17 protein-coding genes are annotated in these 18,117 nt (G+C 43.8%); 2 read left to right on the top strand and 15 right to left on the bottom strand.

The genetic code is table 11. The features are described from left to right. Window positions 1–12: 12 nt before the first annotated feature. From MHH60_RS22730 to MHH60_RS22670, 13 genes are all read right to left on the bottom strand, one after another. Window positions 13–405, bottom strand: a complete 393-nt coding sequence (locus MHH60_RS22730) for a septum formation initiator family protein (RefSeq protein WP_036683668.1) — start codon at window positions 403–405, stop codon at window positions 13–15. Between the two features lie 23 nt (window positions 406–428). After that, window positions 429–1,382 carry a 16S rRNA (cytosine(1402)-N(4))-methyltransferase RsmH gene (gene rsmH / locus MHH60_RS22725; protein WP_036683671.1) on the bottom strand — a complete coding sequence of 318 codons (954 nt, stop codon included), beginning with the start codon at window positions 1,380–1,382 and terminating at the stop codon, window positions 429–431. 36 nt (window positions 1,383–1,418) lie between these two features. Further along, window positions 1,419–1,856: a division/cell wall cluster transcriptional repressor MraZ gene (mraZ, locus tag MHH60_RS22720; protein ID WP_036683674.1), complete on the bottom strand. Its 438-nt coding sequence runs from the start codon at window positions 1,854–1,856 to the stop codon at window positions 1,419–1,421. A 263-nt stretch (window positions 1,857–2,119) separates the two neighbouring features. Then, complete coding sequence (locus tag MHH60_RS22715) at window positions 2,120–3,391, bottom strand: adenosylhomocysteinase (RefSeq protein ID WP_170914265.1); 1,272 nt, start codon at window positions 3,389–3,391, stop codon at window positions 2,120–2,122. Between the two features lie 36 nt (window positions 3,392–3,427). Continuing rightward, complete coding sequence (bshC, locus tag MHH60_RS22710; RefSeq protein ID WP_076136533.1) at window positions 3,428–5,059, bottom strand: bacillithiol biosynthesis cysteine-adding enzyme BshC; 1,632 nt, start codon at window positions 5,057–5,059, stop codon at window positions 3,428–3,430. A gap of 230 nt (window positions 5,060–5,289) precedes the next feature. Further along, complete coding sequence (locus MHH60_RS22705) at window positions 5,290–6,210, bottom strand: ABC transporter ATP-binding protein (RefSeq protein ID WP_036683682.1); 921 nt, start codon at window positions 6,208–6,210, stop codon at window positions 5,290–5,292. Next, window positions 6,207–7,202, bottom strand: a complete 996-nt coding sequence (locus MHH60_RS22700) for an ABC transporter ATP-binding protein (RefSeq protein WP_036683686.1) — start codon at window positions 7,200–7,202, stop codon at window positions 6,207–6,209. Before MHH60_RS22700 ends, MHH60_RS22705 begins: the two co-directional genes overlap by 4 nt. Before the next feature lie 11 nt (window positions 7,203–7,213). Then, window positions 7,214–8,149, bottom strand: coding sequence for an ABC transporter permease (locus tag MHH60_RS22695; RefSeq protein WP_036683689.1), 936 nt, complete (start codon window positions 8,147–8,149; stop codon window positions 7,214–7,216). A gap of 3 nt (window positions 8,150–8,152) precedes the next feature. Continuing rightward, on the bottom strand, window positions 8,153–9,085 hold the full coding sequence (locus MHH60_RS22690; protein ID WP_036683691.1) for an ABC transporter permease: 933 nt from the start codon (window positions 9,083–9,085) through the stop codon (window positions 8,153–8,155). A gap of 221 nt (window positions 9,086–9,306) precedes the next feature. After that, a complete protein-coding gene (locus MHH60_RS22685) occupies window positions 9,307–11,016 on the bottom strand; it encodes a peptide ABC transporter substrate-binding protein (protein WP_076136535.1) in 1,710 nt (569 codons plus the stop codon). 150 nt (window positions 11,017–11,166) lie between these two features. Next, window positions 11,167–11,553: a DUF3397 domain-containing protein gene (locus MHH60_RS22680; RefSeq protein ID WP_036683696.1), complete on the bottom strand. Its 387-nt coding sequence runs from the start codon at window positions 11,551–11,553 to the stop codon at window positions 11,167–11,169. A 21-nt stretch (window positions 11,554–11,574) separates the two neighbouring features. Further along, window positions 11,575–12,537, bottom strand: a complete 963-nt coding sequence (locus tag MHH60_RS22675; RefSeq protein ID WP_076136537.1) for a ketopantoate reductase family protein — start codon at window positions 12,535–12,537, stop codon at window positions 11,575–11,577. A 107-nt stretch (window positions 12,538–12,644) separates the two neighbouring features. Further along, on the bottom strand, window positions 12,645–13,295 hold the full coding sequence (locus MHH60_RS22670; RefSeq protein ID WP_036683702.1) for an RsfA family transcriptional regulator: 651 nt from the start codon (window positions 13,293–13,295) through the stop codon (window positions 12,645–12,647). A 345-nt stretch (window positions 13,296–13,640) separates the two neighbouring features. On the opposite strand from MHH60_RS22670, the gene MHH60_RS22665 reads away from it, so the two are divergent. Further along, a complete protein-coding gene (locus tag MHH60_RS22665; RefSeq protein WP_036683705.1) occupies window positions 13,641–13,877 on the top strand; it encodes a DUF2626 family protein in 237 nt (78 codons plus the stop codon). A 167-nt stretch (window positions 13,878–14,044) separates the two neighbouring features. Beyond that, window positions 14,045–15,145, top strand: coding sequence for a coiled-coil domain-containing protein (locus MHH60_RS22660; protein ID WP_076136610.1), 1,101 nt, complete (start codon window positions 14,045–14,047; stop codon window positions 15,143–15,145). Here MHH60_RS22660 and MHH60_RS22655 read toward each other — a convergent pair. Both MHH60_RS22655 and MHH60_RS22650 read right to left on the bottom strand, forming a co-directional pair. Further along, a complete protein-coding gene (locus MHH60_RS22655) occupies window positions 15,137–16,363 on the bottom strand; it encodes an extracellular solute-binding protein (RefSeq protein WP_076136539.1) in 1,227 nt (408 codons plus the stop codon). The genes MHH60_RS22660 and MHH60_RS22655 overlap by 9 nt on opposite strands. A 380-nt stretch (window positions 16,364–16,743) precedes the next feature. Then, a complete protein-coding gene (locus MHH60_RS22650) occupies window positions 16,744–18,075 on the bottom strand; it encodes a PhoH family protein (protein WP_036683710.1) in 1,332 nt (443 codons plus the stop codon). Window positions 18,076–18,117 lie beyond the last annotated feature (42 nt).

Here is an 18,117-nt window from a genome sequence, read left to right as displayed (position 1 = left end):
GCCAATCGCTCACTAATTATCACCTGGAGTCGTTGCCGAGCTTGCCGGAATATAGATTGTTGCATTCTCATCCGGAGACACATAACCAAGATCCCGTGCTTTTTGGGCGACTTTCTGCTCTAGATTCTGCTTTTCCATCTGATACGTAGAAATCTGCTTCTTGGCTGTTGCAATATCCTGATCTAATTTCTGAGCCTGCAAGTTCAAATCATAAATTTGGACGTAACGTGAAATCAGGGTGATCGCCACCAGAACGCATACTCCTAGCGTCAGCATATACAAAAGTTTCTCTTGCAGCGGAAGTACTCTTCGTCTGGTAACTACTTTTGTCTTCTCGCGGTAAAGGGGGTTTACCTCTTCTTTTCTTTTGGGCTGAACTGCTAAATTGCCGCGGGTATAGGCCATCTCTGACTCTCCTTTATCGTCAATTACAATTTTTCTGCAATGCGCAGCTTAGCTGAGCGGGCTCGGGTATTAAGCTCAAGCTCTTCTTCAGAAGGCACAAGCGGTTTACGATTGATTAACTTAAGCGTGCCTTTCGCGCCGCATACGCAAAACGGAAAGTCAGGCGGGCATGTACATCTGCTTAAATAGCTGCTAAAAATTTGCTTGCAAATTCGGTCTTCGAGCGAATGAAAGGTGATGACGGATACTCTGCCTCCTGGTGCAAGGCAACGTACTGCACTATGTAGCCCTTCTTCAAAAGCACCCAATTCGTCATTCACAGCAATCCTTAATCCTTGAAAGCTACGTTTAGCGGGATGCCCTCCTGTTCTTCGAGCAGCTGCCGGGATACCTTCCTTGATCAGTTCTGCTAATTCTCCTGTTGTCTCAATAGGAGCTTCTTCTCTTCTGTCAACAATTTTTCTAGCGATTCTCCGCGAGAATTTCTCTTCTCCATATTGGAAAAGAACACGGGCAATCTCCTGCTCGGACCATGTATTCACAATTTCAGCAGCCGTCAAAAGTGCTGACTGATCCATGCGCATGTCCAGCGGAGCATCATGATTGTAACTAAAGCCTCGTTCCCCTTCGTCAAACTGGGGAGAGGATACGCCAAGATCAAAGAGCACTCCATCTACTTGGGGAATACCATCTGTTTGTGGCACAAAGGGCACATCCTTAAGTACACTCTCCAGATCACGGAAGTTAGTCTTAATAGTCACAACCTTGTCTCCGTATTCCGCTAATCTTTCTTTGGCGTTCTCCAAAGCCCAATCATCTTGATCCAAACAGATTAAACGGCCTTCGCCGCTAAGCTTGGAAGCAATAAGTGAGCTGTGTCCCGCCCCACCGAGAGTGCAATCTACATAGATTCCGTCTTTTTTGATGTGCAGCCCTTCTGTCGCTTCTTCCTTAAGCACCGTGATGTGGTGAAACAAGCTGCATCCCTCCAGGACAGTATTCGTTATTGTGTTTTATAGATCAAAATTGAAATCCACCAATTTCTCAGCGATTTCGTTGAACGATTCCTCGGACTGTTCGAAGTACTGTTCCCAAAGCTCTTTGTTCCAGATTTCCACCCGGTTCGAAACGCCCAGAATGACACAGTCTTTGTCCAGTTTGGCATACTGCCGTAAATTGGCCGGCAGATTTACCCTTCCCTGCTTATCCCAAACACATTCAGTTGCACCTGAGAAAAAAAAGCGGCTAAATGCGCGGGCATCTGATTTCATCAGCGAAAGGCTTTTAAGCTTTTGTTCCATGATTGCCCATTCTTCCATGGGATAAACAAACAGGCAGGAGTCTAGGCCGCGGGTCGTCACGAAGGAGGTTCCGAGCAATTCACGGAGTTTAGCCGGAATAATGATTCGGCCTTTGTCGTCAATGCTGTGTTGATACTCTCCCATGAACATCCTTTTTCCCACCCCTAATCCCCGAATCCCCACTTTACCCCACTTTTCACCACTTAAGCATAATAGATTCGCCATTAAAAATCAAAAACCTTTTTCTGGCCAAGGAAATTTTTCCTAAATCAGATAGATCGTTTCCCGAAAAACATTTCTCCACAGAAAAAAGCCATACAATCGGAATCTTGTCCGTTGCATGGCTTTGTTAAAAAAGTTGCTTCAGTTCAAGGTACACTGGTTAATACACTTTATTGTTATGCGTTCAGTTATTAATCGTTCAAATTCCAGCTGTCCAAATAATCGACTTGTGCCGGAGTGAGGCTATCGATGTTAATGCCCAGACTTTCCAGCTTATAACGTGCTACCTGCTCATCCAGCTCATAGGGAACATTTTCAACTTTTACGCCAATGCTCTTATAATTATCATTTACATATTTCAGCGACAGCGCCTGGAGTGCAAAGGTTGTATCCATAATTTCAGCAGGGTGACCATCAGCAGCACCCAGATTTACAAGTCTGCCTTCGGCAAGCAGATATAATTTACGTCCGTCACGAAGCTGGTACTCTTCGATATTTTTGCGAACGGTACGTTGGGATACGGATCTTTCCGACAACTCTGGCTTATTCACTTCAACGTCGAAATGGCCCGCGTTGCACATGATTGCTCCATCCTTCATCACATCATAATGTTCACCGCGAATTACATAACGGTTACCAGTTACTGTAACGAAGAAATCACCAACCTTAGCTGCTTCCAGCATTGGCATTACTTCAAAACCGTCCATATGTGCTTCAACGGCTTTAATCGCATCAACTTCTGTGACAACCACTTTTGCTCCAAGTCCTTTGGCGCGCATGGCAACACCTTTACCACACCAGCCGTAACCGACAACAACTACTGTTTTACCCGCTACGATAAGGTTGGTTGTGCGAATAATTCCATCCCATGCCGATTGTCCAGTGCCATAACGGTTATCAAACAAATATTTGCAGTAGGCATCATTAACCGCGACCATTGGGAACTTCAATACGCCTTGCTTTTGCAGAGCTTTTAGACGAATAATTCCGGTAGTTGTTTCTTCAGCACCCCCGCGAATATTCTCCATCAGATCAGGACGCTCCGAATGCAGTAATGTAGCAAAATCCCCACCGTCATCAATAATCAAGTCCGGTTTGCTCTCCAGTGCTTTGATATTAAGAGCTTTAAATTCTTCAGGAGACGGGTTGTATTTAGCAAATACTGTGATTCCATCCTCCACAAGCGCTGCACATACATCATCCTGTGTAGAAAGTGGATTCGAACCTGTAATGGTTACATCTGCACCACCAGCTTTGACAACCTTCGCCAAATACGCGGTTTTAGCTTCCAAATGCAATGTGATCGATACTTTCAGACCTTTAAATGGCTGTTCTGCTTCAAACTGCTCACGAATACGGTTTAGTACCGGCATATGCTGGCGAACCCAGTCGATTTTCAAATGCCCTTCCGGTGCGAGTGACATATCAGCCACGATACTATTTTGTTTAGATGAACTCATTATGAAACCTCCTAAAAGTTTTATGAAGCGATACTTCCATTACATATAAATGATGCGATGTGTTCCACTGTAATCCGGTTCAACCGTCATTAGCTCATCCAGCCAAGCAAGCCCGTACCGGTTCAAGTAATACATGATATTGTACACTCTTTCCTGCAGTTTACCCAGTGGCATTAACGACAGCTCGATCCGCTCCCATTGCCGGATTGCAGCTTCGTTCTGTTTTGCCATTGCATCTTGGGCTTTCGCCTGTAAAAAAGTAATCTGATCTAGAATCTTCTCTTTATTGTTATTCCCCAGCTTAAGCAGACCTGCCTGAACAGTCCCAAGCTGCTCAATCAGCGGTTCGTACATGGCGGCGAATGAGGTTTTGGTTTCTTCAAAACGACGTTCAATCCCCAGCTCATCCTGTGCGGCCAGCCATTCATGTCTTTTATGATCCAGTCCTTGTCTTACATCCTCAAAGCTAAGTTGATATTTATCCATATGCTTGTGCAGCGTACCTTCTACGACAGTAAAAGACATTCTAGGGATAATTAACGGCATTTCTCCCCCAATGGTCTCAAACGCATGATGCGGAATAGCCCAGTAAGCAATCTCACCTTGACCCAGCACCGTTGCCAGAACAGGCAACACATAATCCTGCATAAGTGGACGTGTCAGCACATTGTTGCTAAAGCGTTCTGGATGTGCCTGCACCTCCTCAAGTAATTCATCACGGGAAAAGGATACCTGACCCTTGCGATCCGTAAAGTTTCCGTCCTTCTTGAGAAGCAGAAGCCGTGTACCTTCATGAATATAAAAGAGGTTGGCATTGCCAGCTGTAACATCAGCCTGAAGCTCATATCCAGCGCCCACAATATCAGAAGCAGAATTCATATACGCTGTTTCCAGTGCATCATTCTGCGTAATTAGCGAAGTGAAAAATGGCTGTTCTAACTTACGTAAGTTGGGATCAGCAGAATCAAGCAGAATCAGACCAAATTTACCAAATAATGAACCCATCAGCTTGGCAAATGCATCCGTCATACTATCTGCTCTAAAAGAAGAAGTGCGAATGAATTCCATAATCAGCGGCTTAAAGTCGCTTTCCTGAAGCAGACCGTCTAACTGTTCTACTACCTGCTGCCAGCTTTCCTCTTCTACACGAATATCACTTACTGAGGAGCGTTTCTCTTCTGACTTTTCTATCTTAATCTTAGTAATCTCCTGCGTACGATTCAGTACATACGTATGATTCACTTCATCCCAGTCATGATCTTCACCTGCAATCCAGAATAAAGGAACTACAGGTCGGCCGAGTTGTTCAGCTGCTTCTTTTGCCGCCATAATGGTAGTTGCAGCTTTATATACCACTAACAGGGGTCCAGTAAATAGTCCGCTTTGCTGTCCACCTGTCACCACTAATGTCCCCGGCTGTTCTAAGAGCGCCAGCGAAGCCATCACCGCATCATGCGAGTTATGCTTTTCATTATATTGACGTAGACAGTCAGCAATCTGAGTCCGGTCGGCACGAAGGCTTTCTCTGCCATCTAGCCACTCCGCCCTTCTACTTCTACTTTCTTTATTGCGGAAATCCCCACCGTACAAATGACTAACCTTTTCAAAATGATCTATATAGTCGCGCGAGAGTGCAGATCCACCCTTGAGCGGTTCCGTTACAATATTCATTTGCTAGTGCCTCCAGTTCTACTAAGCAGTTATATGTAAATCCAAGTTCGTAAAAACTCTCTATGATTGTATCCAAAGTCAGGAGCCGCGTCAAAGTAAAACATGTCTTGATATCAGCAACACAGGTACAGCCAACTGTTCAATTATACTATAAAATCAATAAATAATATCCTAAATACATACAAGAGGCGAGAGCATAATGCTCCCGCCTTTGAAATCCTAAGTATAAATTATGCGAATTTTTTGCTGACAAAGTGGCCTTTAGATACTTCTACTAATTCAAAGTCACTGTCATTGGTCTTATCGTTAGCAGAATAAATAGGGCTGCCAAGCTCATCATGCAAGTGAATACGTTTTTTGTTGACTTCAATTTCCGGGTCCGGAACTGGAATAGCCGACAATAGGGATTTAGTATAAGGGTGGATAGGATTTGCATACAGCTCTTCACTTTCCGCCAACTCAACCATTTTACCCAAGTACATAACTGCTACGCGATCACTGATATGTTTAACCATGGACAGATCATGCGCGATGAAAAGATAAGTCAATCCCAGGCGATCTTGCAATTCTTTAAGCAAGTTAACGACCTGAGCTTGAATGGATACGTCAAGTGCGGAAATCGGCTCATCACAAACGATGAACTTAGGATTAACCGCTAACGAACGGGCAATCCCGATACGTTGACGTTGTCCACCGGAGAATTCATGCGGATAACGGGTTGCATGGTCATGGTTAAGACCAACCATATCCAGCAGTTCTTCAATCCGTTTCTTACGTTCTGCACGGCTGCCAGCCATTCCGTGAATGTCCAGTGCCTCGCCGATGATATCAGAAACCGTAAACCGCGGGTTAAGCGATGCGTACGGATCTTGGAAAATCATTTGCATGTCACGACGCATAGCCTTCATTTGATTTCCAGGCAATTTATAAATGTCTGTACCATTATATTTCACACTTCCAGCAGTTGGCTCATACAAGCGAAGAATCGTACGTCCAGCAGTAGTCTTACCACAACCGGACTCACCTACCATCCCAAGTGTCTCGCCCTCACGGATCGTGAAGTTAATATTATCAACAGCCTTAAGAACCTTACCTTTACCTACATTAAAATATTTCTTAAGACCTTCTACCTCTATTAGGTTCTTACTCAAGAGTACTGCACCTCCTTGGCCATCGAATGCAGATTCCAGCAACGCGCCATATGCGTTTCGCTGAATTCTGTGGCGCCGGGATCGATTTGTTCGCACACATGCATCGCTTCATTGCAACGAGCAGTGAACGGACAGCCGATCGGCGGCTTGATCAGATCTGGCGGTGTGCCGATGATCGGAATAAGCGGCTCGCCTTTCTTTTGGTCCAGACGCGGCATTGAGCGCAGCAGACCTTTGGTGTATGGATGTTGTGGATTTTTAAAGATTTCCCATCTTGTTCCGGTCTCCACAACCTCACCTGCATACATTACAATCACCCGATCACACATGCCAGCAACTACGCCCAGATCATGTGTAATCAGAATAATGGAGGTACCTAGTTTTTGCTGCATCTCTCTCATAACTTCCATGATCTGCGCCTGAATGGTTACATCTAGAGCTGTTGTAGGCTCATCTGCTATCAGCAAAGCCGGACGGCAAGCTAACGCGATTGCGATCATTACACGCTGGCGCATACCGCCTGAGAATTCGTGGGGATATTGGTTAAAGCGAGCCTCCGCATTTTTGATGCCTACTAATTTCAACATCTCCATACCTTGCTTTTTCGCTTCGGCCGCTGACATTTTCTGATGTTTAATCAAAACTTCAGTGATCTGTTTGCCCACTTTGATGGTTGGGTTCAGAGAAGTCATCGGGTCTTGAAAAATCATGCCAATATCTTTACCGCGAATAGATTCCATTTCTTTCATGCTTTTGTCTAGCAGATTCTGTCCTTGAAAAATAATTTCTCCCTTTTTCACTTTAGAAGGTGGAGAAGGGATCAACCGCATAATCGATTGAGCTGTTACACTCTTACCGCTGCCGGACTCGCCGACGATGGCAACCGTTTCGCCTTTGCCAATTTCAAAATTCATACCACGGACAGCTTGTACTTCTCCGCCCTTAACAAAAAAGGAAATATGCAAATCTTTGACTTGTAAAATAGGTTCCATCCATATTCCTCCTATTTCTTCAGCTTAGGATCAAGCGCGTCACGAAGACCATCACCGAAAATGTTGAAAGAAAGCATTGTTAAGCTGATTAGGATCGCAGGGAACAAGAAGCGCCATGGATAGTATAGCCAGCCGGTGAGTGAGTCATTGATCATCGATCCAAGTGAAGCAACAGGAGCTTGTACACCAAGACCCAAGAAGCTTAGGAAGGCCTCAGCAAAGATAGCATTTGGTACAGACAGTGTAATGGTTACGATAATCGGACCAACTGCGTTCGGCAGAAGGTGCTTGAACAACAGTCTCGCAGAACCAGCACCCATGGAACGGGACGCCAATACGAATTCGCGATTCTTGAGCTGCATAATTTCTCCACGCACAATCCACGACATCGTAATCCAGCCTGTAATGGTTAAAGCTAGGATGATTGTTCCAAGACTTGGCTCAAGAACGACCAAGAGCAAGATTACAACCAGCAAATAAGGAATAGAATACAAAATTTCAGAGAATTTATTCATAATATTATCTACACGGCCGCCGAAGAAGCCCATAATGCCTCCGTAGATAACACCGATGAACAAGTCGATGGCTGCCGCAGCAAGACCAACGATCAAGGAGATCCGTGCACCGTACCAAGTACGAACAAAGATATCACGACCAAGATCATCCGTTCCAAACCAGTGATCGGAGGAAGGGGGCTTATTGGTGCTCATCAAATCATTAGAATAATAGTTATATTTCGAGATAAAAGGTGCAAAAATCGCTGCAAGTACAATCAAACCCAGGATACCGAGCGCAGTCATCGCCATTTTATTTTGACGCAACCGTTGCCAAGAGTCTTTCCAAGCAGAGAGACTCTCACGCTGGATAACTTCGGCTTCTTTTTCATCTACACCGACTTTTTGAAAATCTTCCGGTTTTAGATTCAGCAAGTTATTTTCAGTAGCCACTATTTAGCCCTCCTTTCCTCCACTTAATTTCATACGTGGGTCAATCAATACATAAGCAATATCCGTAATAAAGCGGGCAACCATGAGTAATACACCATAGAAAATGGTTATCCCCATAATAACGGTATAATCACGGACACCAATCGCTTCCACGAACTGTTTACCAATACCCCCAACACCAAAGATCTGCTCGATAACAACCGAACCAGTTACGATGTTAGCTGTCATTGGACCCATATAAGTGACAACAGGTAGAATTCCGTTACGAAGTACATGGCGGCTCAGAATAGCCATCCAGCTCAATCCCTTTGCTTTAGCCGTTTTGATATAATCCGCATTCAAAACTTCAAGCATGCTTGAACGGGTCAAGCGGGCGATAAAGGCGATCGGCTGTGCCGAGAGCGCGGCCACGGGTAAGAAATAATAGATTGGCCCTTTAAAACCTGAAACCGGTACCCAACCCAGTTTGAAAGCAAATACGTACTGCAGTAATGACGCGACTACAAAGCTCGGAACCGCAATCCCCAGAACTGCCAGCACCATAGCTGCGCTGTCAATAAACTTTCTGTGATAGAGTGCCGCCAACATGCCGAGAAATACTCCGACAATAACCGCCACAACGATTGCGACGAGTCCCAGCTTCAGCGACGCTGAAAAGGTTTGACTGATCAAATGTGATACATCTTGATTTAGGCGTTTCATTGAGACACCTAGGTCACCTTGGATAATATCACCTAAATACTTAAAATACTGATGAGAGAGCGGCTTGTCCAGACCATATTGTTCCATCAGACGTGCTTTAATTTCTGGCGGTACCTTCTTTTCAGAAGTAAACGGATCCCCCGGAATAGCTTTCATCAAGAAAAAGGTAGCTGAAATCAATACAAATAAAGAAACCAACATATAGAAAAACTTATTTGCGACATAACGAACCATCCCCATCACACCTCCTCCGACAATTTTTGATACACATAATAATGATTTTATGAAAAAAACGGATTTTTGTCTATTTTCTTTATATGTTATTAATAACATTAATTAACAAATAGACAGGAGTACAAAAAAAAGGGATATATATGGAATTCCACATATATATCCCGAAGTATTCTGCAACTTCAGTCAACTAACTATTCTGTTGTAATTACTAAAGCAATATCTTAGTGCTCAAGCAAGTATCCGCGAGTCAAGTCAATTGCACCACTAAAGTCAAGAGTAACACCTTTAAGGTACTCTTTAGTCAGGGAGTTGTTAGTGTAGTAGTACAAAGGAATCAGAACCATATCTTGCTCGATGAGCAATTTTTCAGCTGCAGCAAACTTTTCTTGACGTACTGCCAAGTCAGTGCTTGTTTTAGCTTCGCTGATCAATTTGTCATACTCAGGGTTAGCGTAACCAGTATCATTGTTACCGCCACCTGTTACCCACATATCAAGGAAAGTCATTGGATCATTGTAATCCGCAGTCCAACCAGCACGAGCAACTTGGTAGTTCAGGTTTTGACGGTTTTCAATAAATACAGCCCACTCTTGGTTAACGGTTTGTACGTCGATACCAAGATTGTTTTTCCACATATCAGCAATCGCCAAAGCGATTTTCTTGTGACCTTCGCTTGTGTTGTAAGTCAGGGAGAATGTAGGCAGTTTATCCATACCTTCTTCTTTCAGACCTTCAGCAAGCAATGTTTTAGCTTGTTCTATATCTTCAGTGAAGTAGCTATCTTTAACTGCTGTACGGTATTCACCATCAGCACCAGCGATACCCGGTGGTACATAACCGAATGCTGGGAATTGTCCACCTTGTACTACATTGTCAATCAAAGCTTGACGGTTGATGGACATTGCAAGAGCTTTACGGATTTTAGCGTTTGTGAAAGGTTTTTCAGTGATATTGAATTCGTAGTAGTATACGGAAGCAATACCTTTACGGCTGAATTCGTTAGGAAGTTCTTTTTGCACGATTGGAATTTGTTCTGATGGAATTTCACCAGTTGGTCCACCGGCACGATCGTATTCACCGTTCTTGTAGCTGAGCAGTTCAGTTGCACCGCTGTTTACAAGGGAGAAGTCGATTTTGTTAAGTTTAATGGAATCTTTATCCCAATATTTATCGTTTTTAGTTACAACAAGTGTTTGACCTGTAGTCCACTCAGTAAGAGTGAAAGCACCGTTAACGATCATAGTATCTTTGCTTGTTGCCCATTTAGGATTACTCTCAATGGATTTGTGTACAGGGTAATAAGTGTAGAAGGAAAGCAATCCAAGGAAGTAAGGAGTTGGGGCTTCAAGAGTAACTTCGAGAGTTTTCTCATCAACCGCTTTGACACCTACTTGACTGAAATCAGTAATTTCCTTGTTGTAGAACTTTTGAGCATTTTTGATGTAGTACAATTGATAAGCGTAAGGCGCAGCGGATGCAGCAGCAGGATCGAGCACGCGTTTCCAAGCGCGAACGAAGTCTTCTGTTGTTACAGGATCGCCATTACTCCATTGTGAATCACGGAGTTTGAAAGTATATACCAGACCGTCAGCGGAAACATCCCAGCTTTCAGCAACACCTGGTTCAGCTTGACCAGATTCAGCATTCATGCGAGTCAGACCTTCGTACATTGTTGTCAGGACAGTGTGAGCTTGGCTATCTTGAGCCAATCCTGGATCAAATGTTGGAGGCTCAGAACTAAGGTTAATTCTCAATGTTTGGTCAGCAGCCAATTTTTCTTCTGTAGCTGCATTACCAGTTGCCGTGTTACCAGTGTTAGCATTGTTACCTTTATTGCCGCTGTTTGCATTGTTTCCGCCGCAGCCAGCAAGCACTGTGCCGATAACAAGTACTAATGCAATCATTAGCAATAGACTTTTACTCTTCTTCATCTAGCAGTTCCCCCTAAATAGAATGTGGTATATGGTTTATGATTATACAACCAGTGGTCAAAAAAATCTAGTGCAATGTTTTCAGAAAATATTTTTTTTTAAAAACTTTAAACTTTTGTGACGTTGACGCTTCACCGAAGCAGTGGAACGTTACATCGCTTGTGATATGTAGGTAATTAGCCCAACAAACATAAATAATAAATATCCGACGCTCATAAAAAAGAACGAAAGTCTCCAAACTGCCCGAAATAACCGCTTCCCATCTACCTTTCCTTTCATCCGATTTTGAGCTCCGCCAATCAGCCCAGCGGATATTAATACAATAATTAGTATAAGGTAAAACCCAAACCCGGAATTAAAGATGTTGTTAAACAATGCGGAGACCGACAATAATAAAAAAAATGTGGTCACGTCCATAGCGAGCATAAAAGTTTTCTTTTTATCTTTTTTTAAGCCTTTTCCAATGAAAAAAACGATCAAAAACGGCACAATCGGAATAACGCTTAAAGTAATAACCGAATCCATCAGCAGTCCCATAGCTTCACCTCTCCCCAGAGATCATACCCCAATACCTTCTACTAATTGGCAGAGCCAGCGATTCAATGGTGCCGACACTCCAGATCGTTCTGCCATTTCTACAACACTTCCATTGATCCAACGAATTTCTGTGGTTCTTGAAGCAAGTACATCTGCCAGCATTGAAGAAATATTGCCAGACGTTAACCGGCACACCTGAAGGATGTTATCCCAAGCATCCTTATCATAAGTAATTTCACAGAAATCATACACCATTGTTGCTTCTTCAAAAACTTCCTTCATTAATTGGAGGCGTTGCTCTGAAGACAGCAGCTCCCCATTTGGAATACGCCAAATCGCCGTGAGTGGATTAATAACGGCATTGATCAAGAGCTTCCGGTAAATCATGGTATCCACTTCATTCGACAAAAAGGCTGCGAATCCTGCCATTATGAGAACTTCTATTAAATTATTCGCTTTTAAATCATTATGTATGCTATAAGCTTGTTCATCTACTAAGCTCCATTTCCCTATCCAAACCTCCCCTGCTCCTGCATGAATGACCTCAGTTAATGATTTGCGCTTCGCAGCCTCCGTAGTCACAGCTACATATAAATTGGCGTCCGGCAACAAGCCTCCCAACATCTCCATATGTCCTGTACCATTCTGAAAACAAATCATATGTACTTGCTCTTCCTTAAGTAGGGATAGAAATTCAGGCAAATCATTATGTAGAGTATTCTGTTTAACCGTTACCATGATCCAATCACTCGGCTCTTCCAGATAAGCACCAGCGAACTCCCCTATAGGCGCGGATACAAACTGATCTTCCGAAATTGTTATCGGCTCGCGTTCATCCTCGTAGGTAACCGTTAAGCCATCACGCCCTAATCGTTGGCATTGTTCTGCCCCTCGGCACCACAGTCTCACATCATTCCCGGCTTGGATCAGTCTCCCTGCCAGCAGCAGCCCGAGTGAACCTGCACCAATTATATCAATTTTCATATAACCCTCCTGCTGATCTTAAGCACAATTTTTCTAAGTATACCAAAAACCCCGCAAGTGGTGCTTAAAAAGCAGACCACTTGCGGGATTGTTAGTGAACCTATCGTTTATTCAATGCGTTCTAAATTTCCGTTACCATCCATTTTGAAACGAGTCTTCATTTCTTCTTCTTCTTCATTTAAAAAAGCAAGCCTGCGAGCACGATCCATAATCTGAATTAAAGCTTTGTAATCATCGTTGACTACCCGGTAGTCACTTTGAGCAAGATTAACCTCTTTAGACAACCGCTCATTCTCAGATCGTAATTCTGTTAATTCATCTTCCTTCTCGCGCAGATCTCTTTCCAGCATTTTCAGCTGACGTCCTGCTTCCTGGATCGTACCCTTCCATTGTCTTAAGAAACGAATGACCGCATCAATGGATAATGTGTTTTCACTTAATCCCTCACCGCGCCCAAATTCCTCATCGACATCACCCAGAATCAGACCAGCTACTTGCGCTCCTCTTACTGACGGCTGCTTTTTCAGGTAGCTACGCTTTTGACGTTGCCCTTTAGCAATACCGATTGCACCTTCATAACTTTTCCGAACACAACTGTTCCAGCGGAATCCGCAAGCGGCCGAAGTTCTGCCGATTTTTTCACCCACCTCTTCAAAAGCGGCAAGCTGTGTGCTGCCCTCCCGAATGTGTCGCAAAGTTACTTCTGCCAATATTAGATCATCTTCTGCACTCCAAGCGTCCTGTCTAACGGCTGTCATAAAGCCAAACCTCCTAACAACGTCATGAAATAACCATCTCCATAACCGGCAGTTCTGCCGGGTAGTGAATAGGGATAAAAGCTGCTTACTCCATTTCTATGCTTCTCATAGAGTTCATAGAATCTATTTGATACTAATTTGTATTTCCATTATCTGCGTACATCATACGCATAAAACTATAAATTCTCTTTTTTAAAGCGCTAATCACTCAGGTCAATTATAAAAATCACATTTTTTGAAGATTAGTGCATTTTTTTCAATGAATTCGTTTACACATAATTATGTTGAGGGTATAATAAATCGAAGGAATATTCGTGAGATACATACTGGAAGGGGGACTCTCTCTTGGACCGCATGTTTCGGGTATTAGGTTTTTTCACATTAGCTATTGGATTGATGGCTTTCGCCGGAGGTCTAACAGAAATGGCCTTGCTTTTCTTTTTGCAAACTGCATTTTTCGTAATACTTGGCTATATGAAATTTACTGAAAAAACTTATGTTCTTCTCTTCTGGGCATACATGATTCTGACTTTCACCGGATTTAGTTATTGGACGATCTTTCAAATGGGTCTTCCACTATAAATTGCAGTACTCTTTTGGAGCGGATGAGGTCCTTATCTTATAAGGATCACTTCCGTTTTTTTGTTTGTATGCTATTTTAGAAGGGTTAAACATATTATTAGTACATACATATATCATTTCAAAAAAAAGGTGGTGGTGTGGTGCGCTCCCGCAATTTACAAAGCCGCATGATTGCAACCATACTAATTCTCTTCTGCTGTACTTTGTTTCCGTTACAACCTGTGAAGTACTTGTCTGCCGATCCTAGCGGTGATTTTTTCAATTCTGCTATACCAGATAATGAAGAAACCCGTAAACTACTTGAACAGACCTTGTCTTCTGCAGAAATTGAACGTGAAATCATCAAGATTACAGCCGAACAAAAAGCGCTTGAGCAAAAGGTAGAAAGCCTGAACAGACAAGCTACCCAGAAAAAAACAGCCATTGCGGACCAACAGGAACGGGCAGGTGCAGTTGTGCGTTCTTATTATATGGGGGATAGAGATAATCTTCTGGTCGCGTTTTTTTCAGCAAAAAGTATCAGCAGATTCCTGGCTCTGTTCGATTATTATGAGATTATTATTGGGAATGACCGCGATATTCTCTCACAATATGAAGAACAATATAAGGATTTGAAGGATACCCTTCAGACTGCGAAGCGAAACTCGGAAGAGCTCGCCCGGCTGCGCACGGCTCTGGAGGAACAGCAAGTTCGGGTAAACGCGCTCAACAAGGAAATTGAAGGTGGGATTAAAAATAGCAGCGATCCTGAAAATATGAGTACTCTACTTAAAGAATTCACATTATATTGGGAGAATATCGGCCTGCACGAGGTAAAAACCTATTTCAAGGCGTTATCCTCCGCAATGAATAAACTACCACAGTTTGTTCAGAATCGAGAGGGTGTACTGACTCGAAAGGGAATGACTTATGAGCTAAACCTGAAGGAAGAGGATCTGAATGAATTTTTGCAATCGCAGAATTCGCTGTTTAAAGACTTCGCCTTTCATTTCAATGACGGATCAATTACTGCCACTGGAAAAAGCGGAGCGCTAGCCCTTTCACTGACCGGTCACTACACCATTCAGGAGGAACCGATCAACGGCCTTATATTCCAAGTCGATCATATTGTATTTAACGGTCTTGAATTGCCTGACACGACAAGAAAAACGTTGGAAGAAGAATTTGACTTAGGCTTTTATCCAGGCAAAATAGTATCTTTCCTTCGTGCCACGGCAGTAGATAGCCAAGAGGGCGTCTTGCATGTTAAGCTTTCCATTTCATTTTAGGCCTTCTTTTAGAAATTCTTTGTAGCCTTCCGCATCTATCTGCCCTGTTAATAGTAACGATACAGCTTCAACAACCTTACTCCAGCCGCCCTGTGACTCATCCTCCGGGGCGGTTTCTTCTGTCAGCAATAGCTCAACATCGAAAGGAAGCTTGTATTTAAAAGCATGCTCCGAACGATAAAGAACATCAAGCGCCGGCAAGCTCCCCGTATTCTCCAACCAATCCAGCTGAGCATCCTCTGAGGTGATAAAGGTCAGCCAATTCACAGCTTCCTTTGGACTTTGAGATTGAGCTGGAAGGGCAAAAGATCGACTGTAACAGGATTCAAACCCACCCCCATTATCAGCAGTCAGGGCCGGTACAGCAGCAAGGGATGAATTTCCATGCTTCTGCCACTCGGATAACGGTAATGAAGCAACGGCGACACTACCTCCTTGTAGCATATCCCAGACATCTTTATTGTAACGGCTGGTGAGATAAAAATAACTGCGGGCGTTCTGAGTCCAATTCAACACTTCTTGGTTATCTGCTAACAAGCTGCTATTCATGCTCTCCATTACCGCTGACAATCCATAAGGATTACGGGTATCCATCGCGAGTAAATATTTCCCTTGCTCTTTAAGCACATTCTGAAGCAGGATATTCCACTCTTCGAGGCTTTTGGGTAATGCATTAAAACCCAGCTCCGCCAGCCGTTGTGGGGAATAAACGAGCACATAAGGATCTATATCTAACGGGACTCCCCAATTATATCCATTCCACTGCATCAAGGGGATCAACTGCGTTAACAGTGCGCTCCCCGGAACGCTCTGATACACATCCATCGGCAATAAATATCCACGTGTGGCCCAGTCCAGAATGCTTCGTCCATCTGCCATGACTATATCCGGGCTGTCCCCGATCGTTAAATCATGCTTCAATACCTCATCGGCATCCTCCATATCCACATTGCTTAAAATAACCTTTACTCCACTTTCTAAGGTATAACGGTTGCTAAGGAGCTCCAGTTCACTAAATTCTTCGCTATTTAACGATACTCTTATGTGTAAGCTATCTATAGTTCCCTCATCTCCAGAAGAGGGATGGGTCGACTGACTTTGTGGTCTTTTCATAGGACGTGGATCGTTACTGGTACTCAATTCCATACTGGGCGACAGGCTTGTCAGCGATAGTAGTAAAATTGCAAAAAGCAGCCAATAATTTTTGCGTTTCAGCACGATTCCCCACCTTCCCTTTTGATTGGTCTCCCCTATTTTACCAAACCCTCCGGTGCTTGTCTTTAGTTTGTGAAACCGTTCTCTTTCTATTATATGGGTGAAACGCCAGAGGCATTAAAAATAGGAAGGTGATCTGACCGCCATTACAAGAAAGCTTTGGACTTCCGATCGCTGTTATCCTCAGATTTCCTGATTTAATTACCGCATCATGCGGTTAAAATCCGAGGATAAAGGCGAACGCTTCGCTTCTACAGTTCCAAACTTTCTTTCCATGGCTCTAATCACCACAACCAACTTTAAATTCCTCTGCCGTTTCCGGGGGGGCAGGAAAAAGCCGGGAGTGTTTGCTTCTCCCGGCTGAAAATAGGATTGATGAACGGTTAGAGTAGATCCGCGGCCAATTGCGCCAAGCGGGAACGCTCACCTTTTTCCAAAGTAATATGTCCGCTAATCCCTTGCTGCTTAAACTTCTCGACGATATAGCTCAGTCCGTTGCTCGCAGCATCCAGATATGGATGATCGATTTGCTCCGGATCGCCCATAAGAATGACTTTACTTCCTTCTCCCGCTCTGGAGACAATGGTCTTCACCTCATGACGGGAAAGGTTCTGCGCCTCATCAATAATAATGAACTGCGAGGGGATTGAACGGCCGCGAATATAGGTTAAGGCTTCTACCTGTATACTTCCTAACCCCATTAAGATTTTATCGATATCGCCAGCTTTTTTGGTATCGAACAGGAATTCCAGATTATCATAAATAGGCTGCATCCAGGGTCTAAGCTTCTCATCCTTCTCACCGGGCAAATACCCAATGTCTTTACCCATAGGAACGACCGGACGGGCGATAAGCAATTTTTTGTATTTATGTTCATCCTCCACTTTGAATAGTCCGGCTGCAAGCGCCAATAACGTCTTCCCTGTCCCAGCCTTACCCGTGATCGTTACGAGTGGGATTTCATCATTTAGCAGCAGCTCCAGCGCCATTCGTTGTTGAGCATTACGGGCGCTAATCCCCCAAACCGAATCATTGCCCAGATAGAGTGGCTCCAGCCGTGTGGCATCACTATTCACTTTGAGAAGAGCTGATTTGCCAGTGCCAATCTCATCCTTGAGAATCACAAATTCATGAGGGTACAACGGATACGACAACGCAAGCTGTTTTACCGTCAGAGAGCGGTGACTGTAATATTCATCAATCAATGCGGGATGAACCTGCAGAGATTGGTAACCAGTGTATAGTTCATTTAAGTCTCCAGTACGATCTGACAAATAATCCTCTGGCGTAATTCCCAGTACATCCGCTTTAATACGAACCAGTACATCCTTGCTCACAAGCACAACGGGACGCGGATCGGGCTTCTCATTCTCTTCATTCAAATAATTGAGAGCAACAGCCAAAATCCGATTGTCGTTAGACACCTCGCCAAACATTTCCTGTACCTTCACAAAACTGCGATGGTTAAGTTCTACCTTCAGCTTGCCTCCATGCTCCAGTTCCACACCACTATGCAAATGACCTAGTTCCCGGAGTCCATCAAGCAATCGGGATACCGTACGGGCATTCCGACCGATTTCGTCAGCATTGCGCTTCTTGGAGTCGATTTCTTCCAGCACAACGGCCGGAATAACCACCTCATGCTCCTTGAAAGAGAAAATTGAATTGGGGTCGTGCAAAAGCACGTTGGTATCTAGCACAAATATCTTGTTCATATTATCCCCTCCACAGCGCCTGGTTTGATTGATCATACATAA

The sequence above is a fragment of the Paenibacillus sp. FSL H7-0716 genome, from assembly GCF_038002705.1.
Taxonomy (GTDB): Bacteria; Bacillota; Bacilli; order Paenibacillales; family Paenibacillaceae; genus Paenibacillus_AQ; species Paenibacillus_AQ odorifer.
The sequence above is the reverse complement of the archived record's forward strand: the minus strand, read 5'-3'. Positions and strand labels throughout refer to the sequence as shown.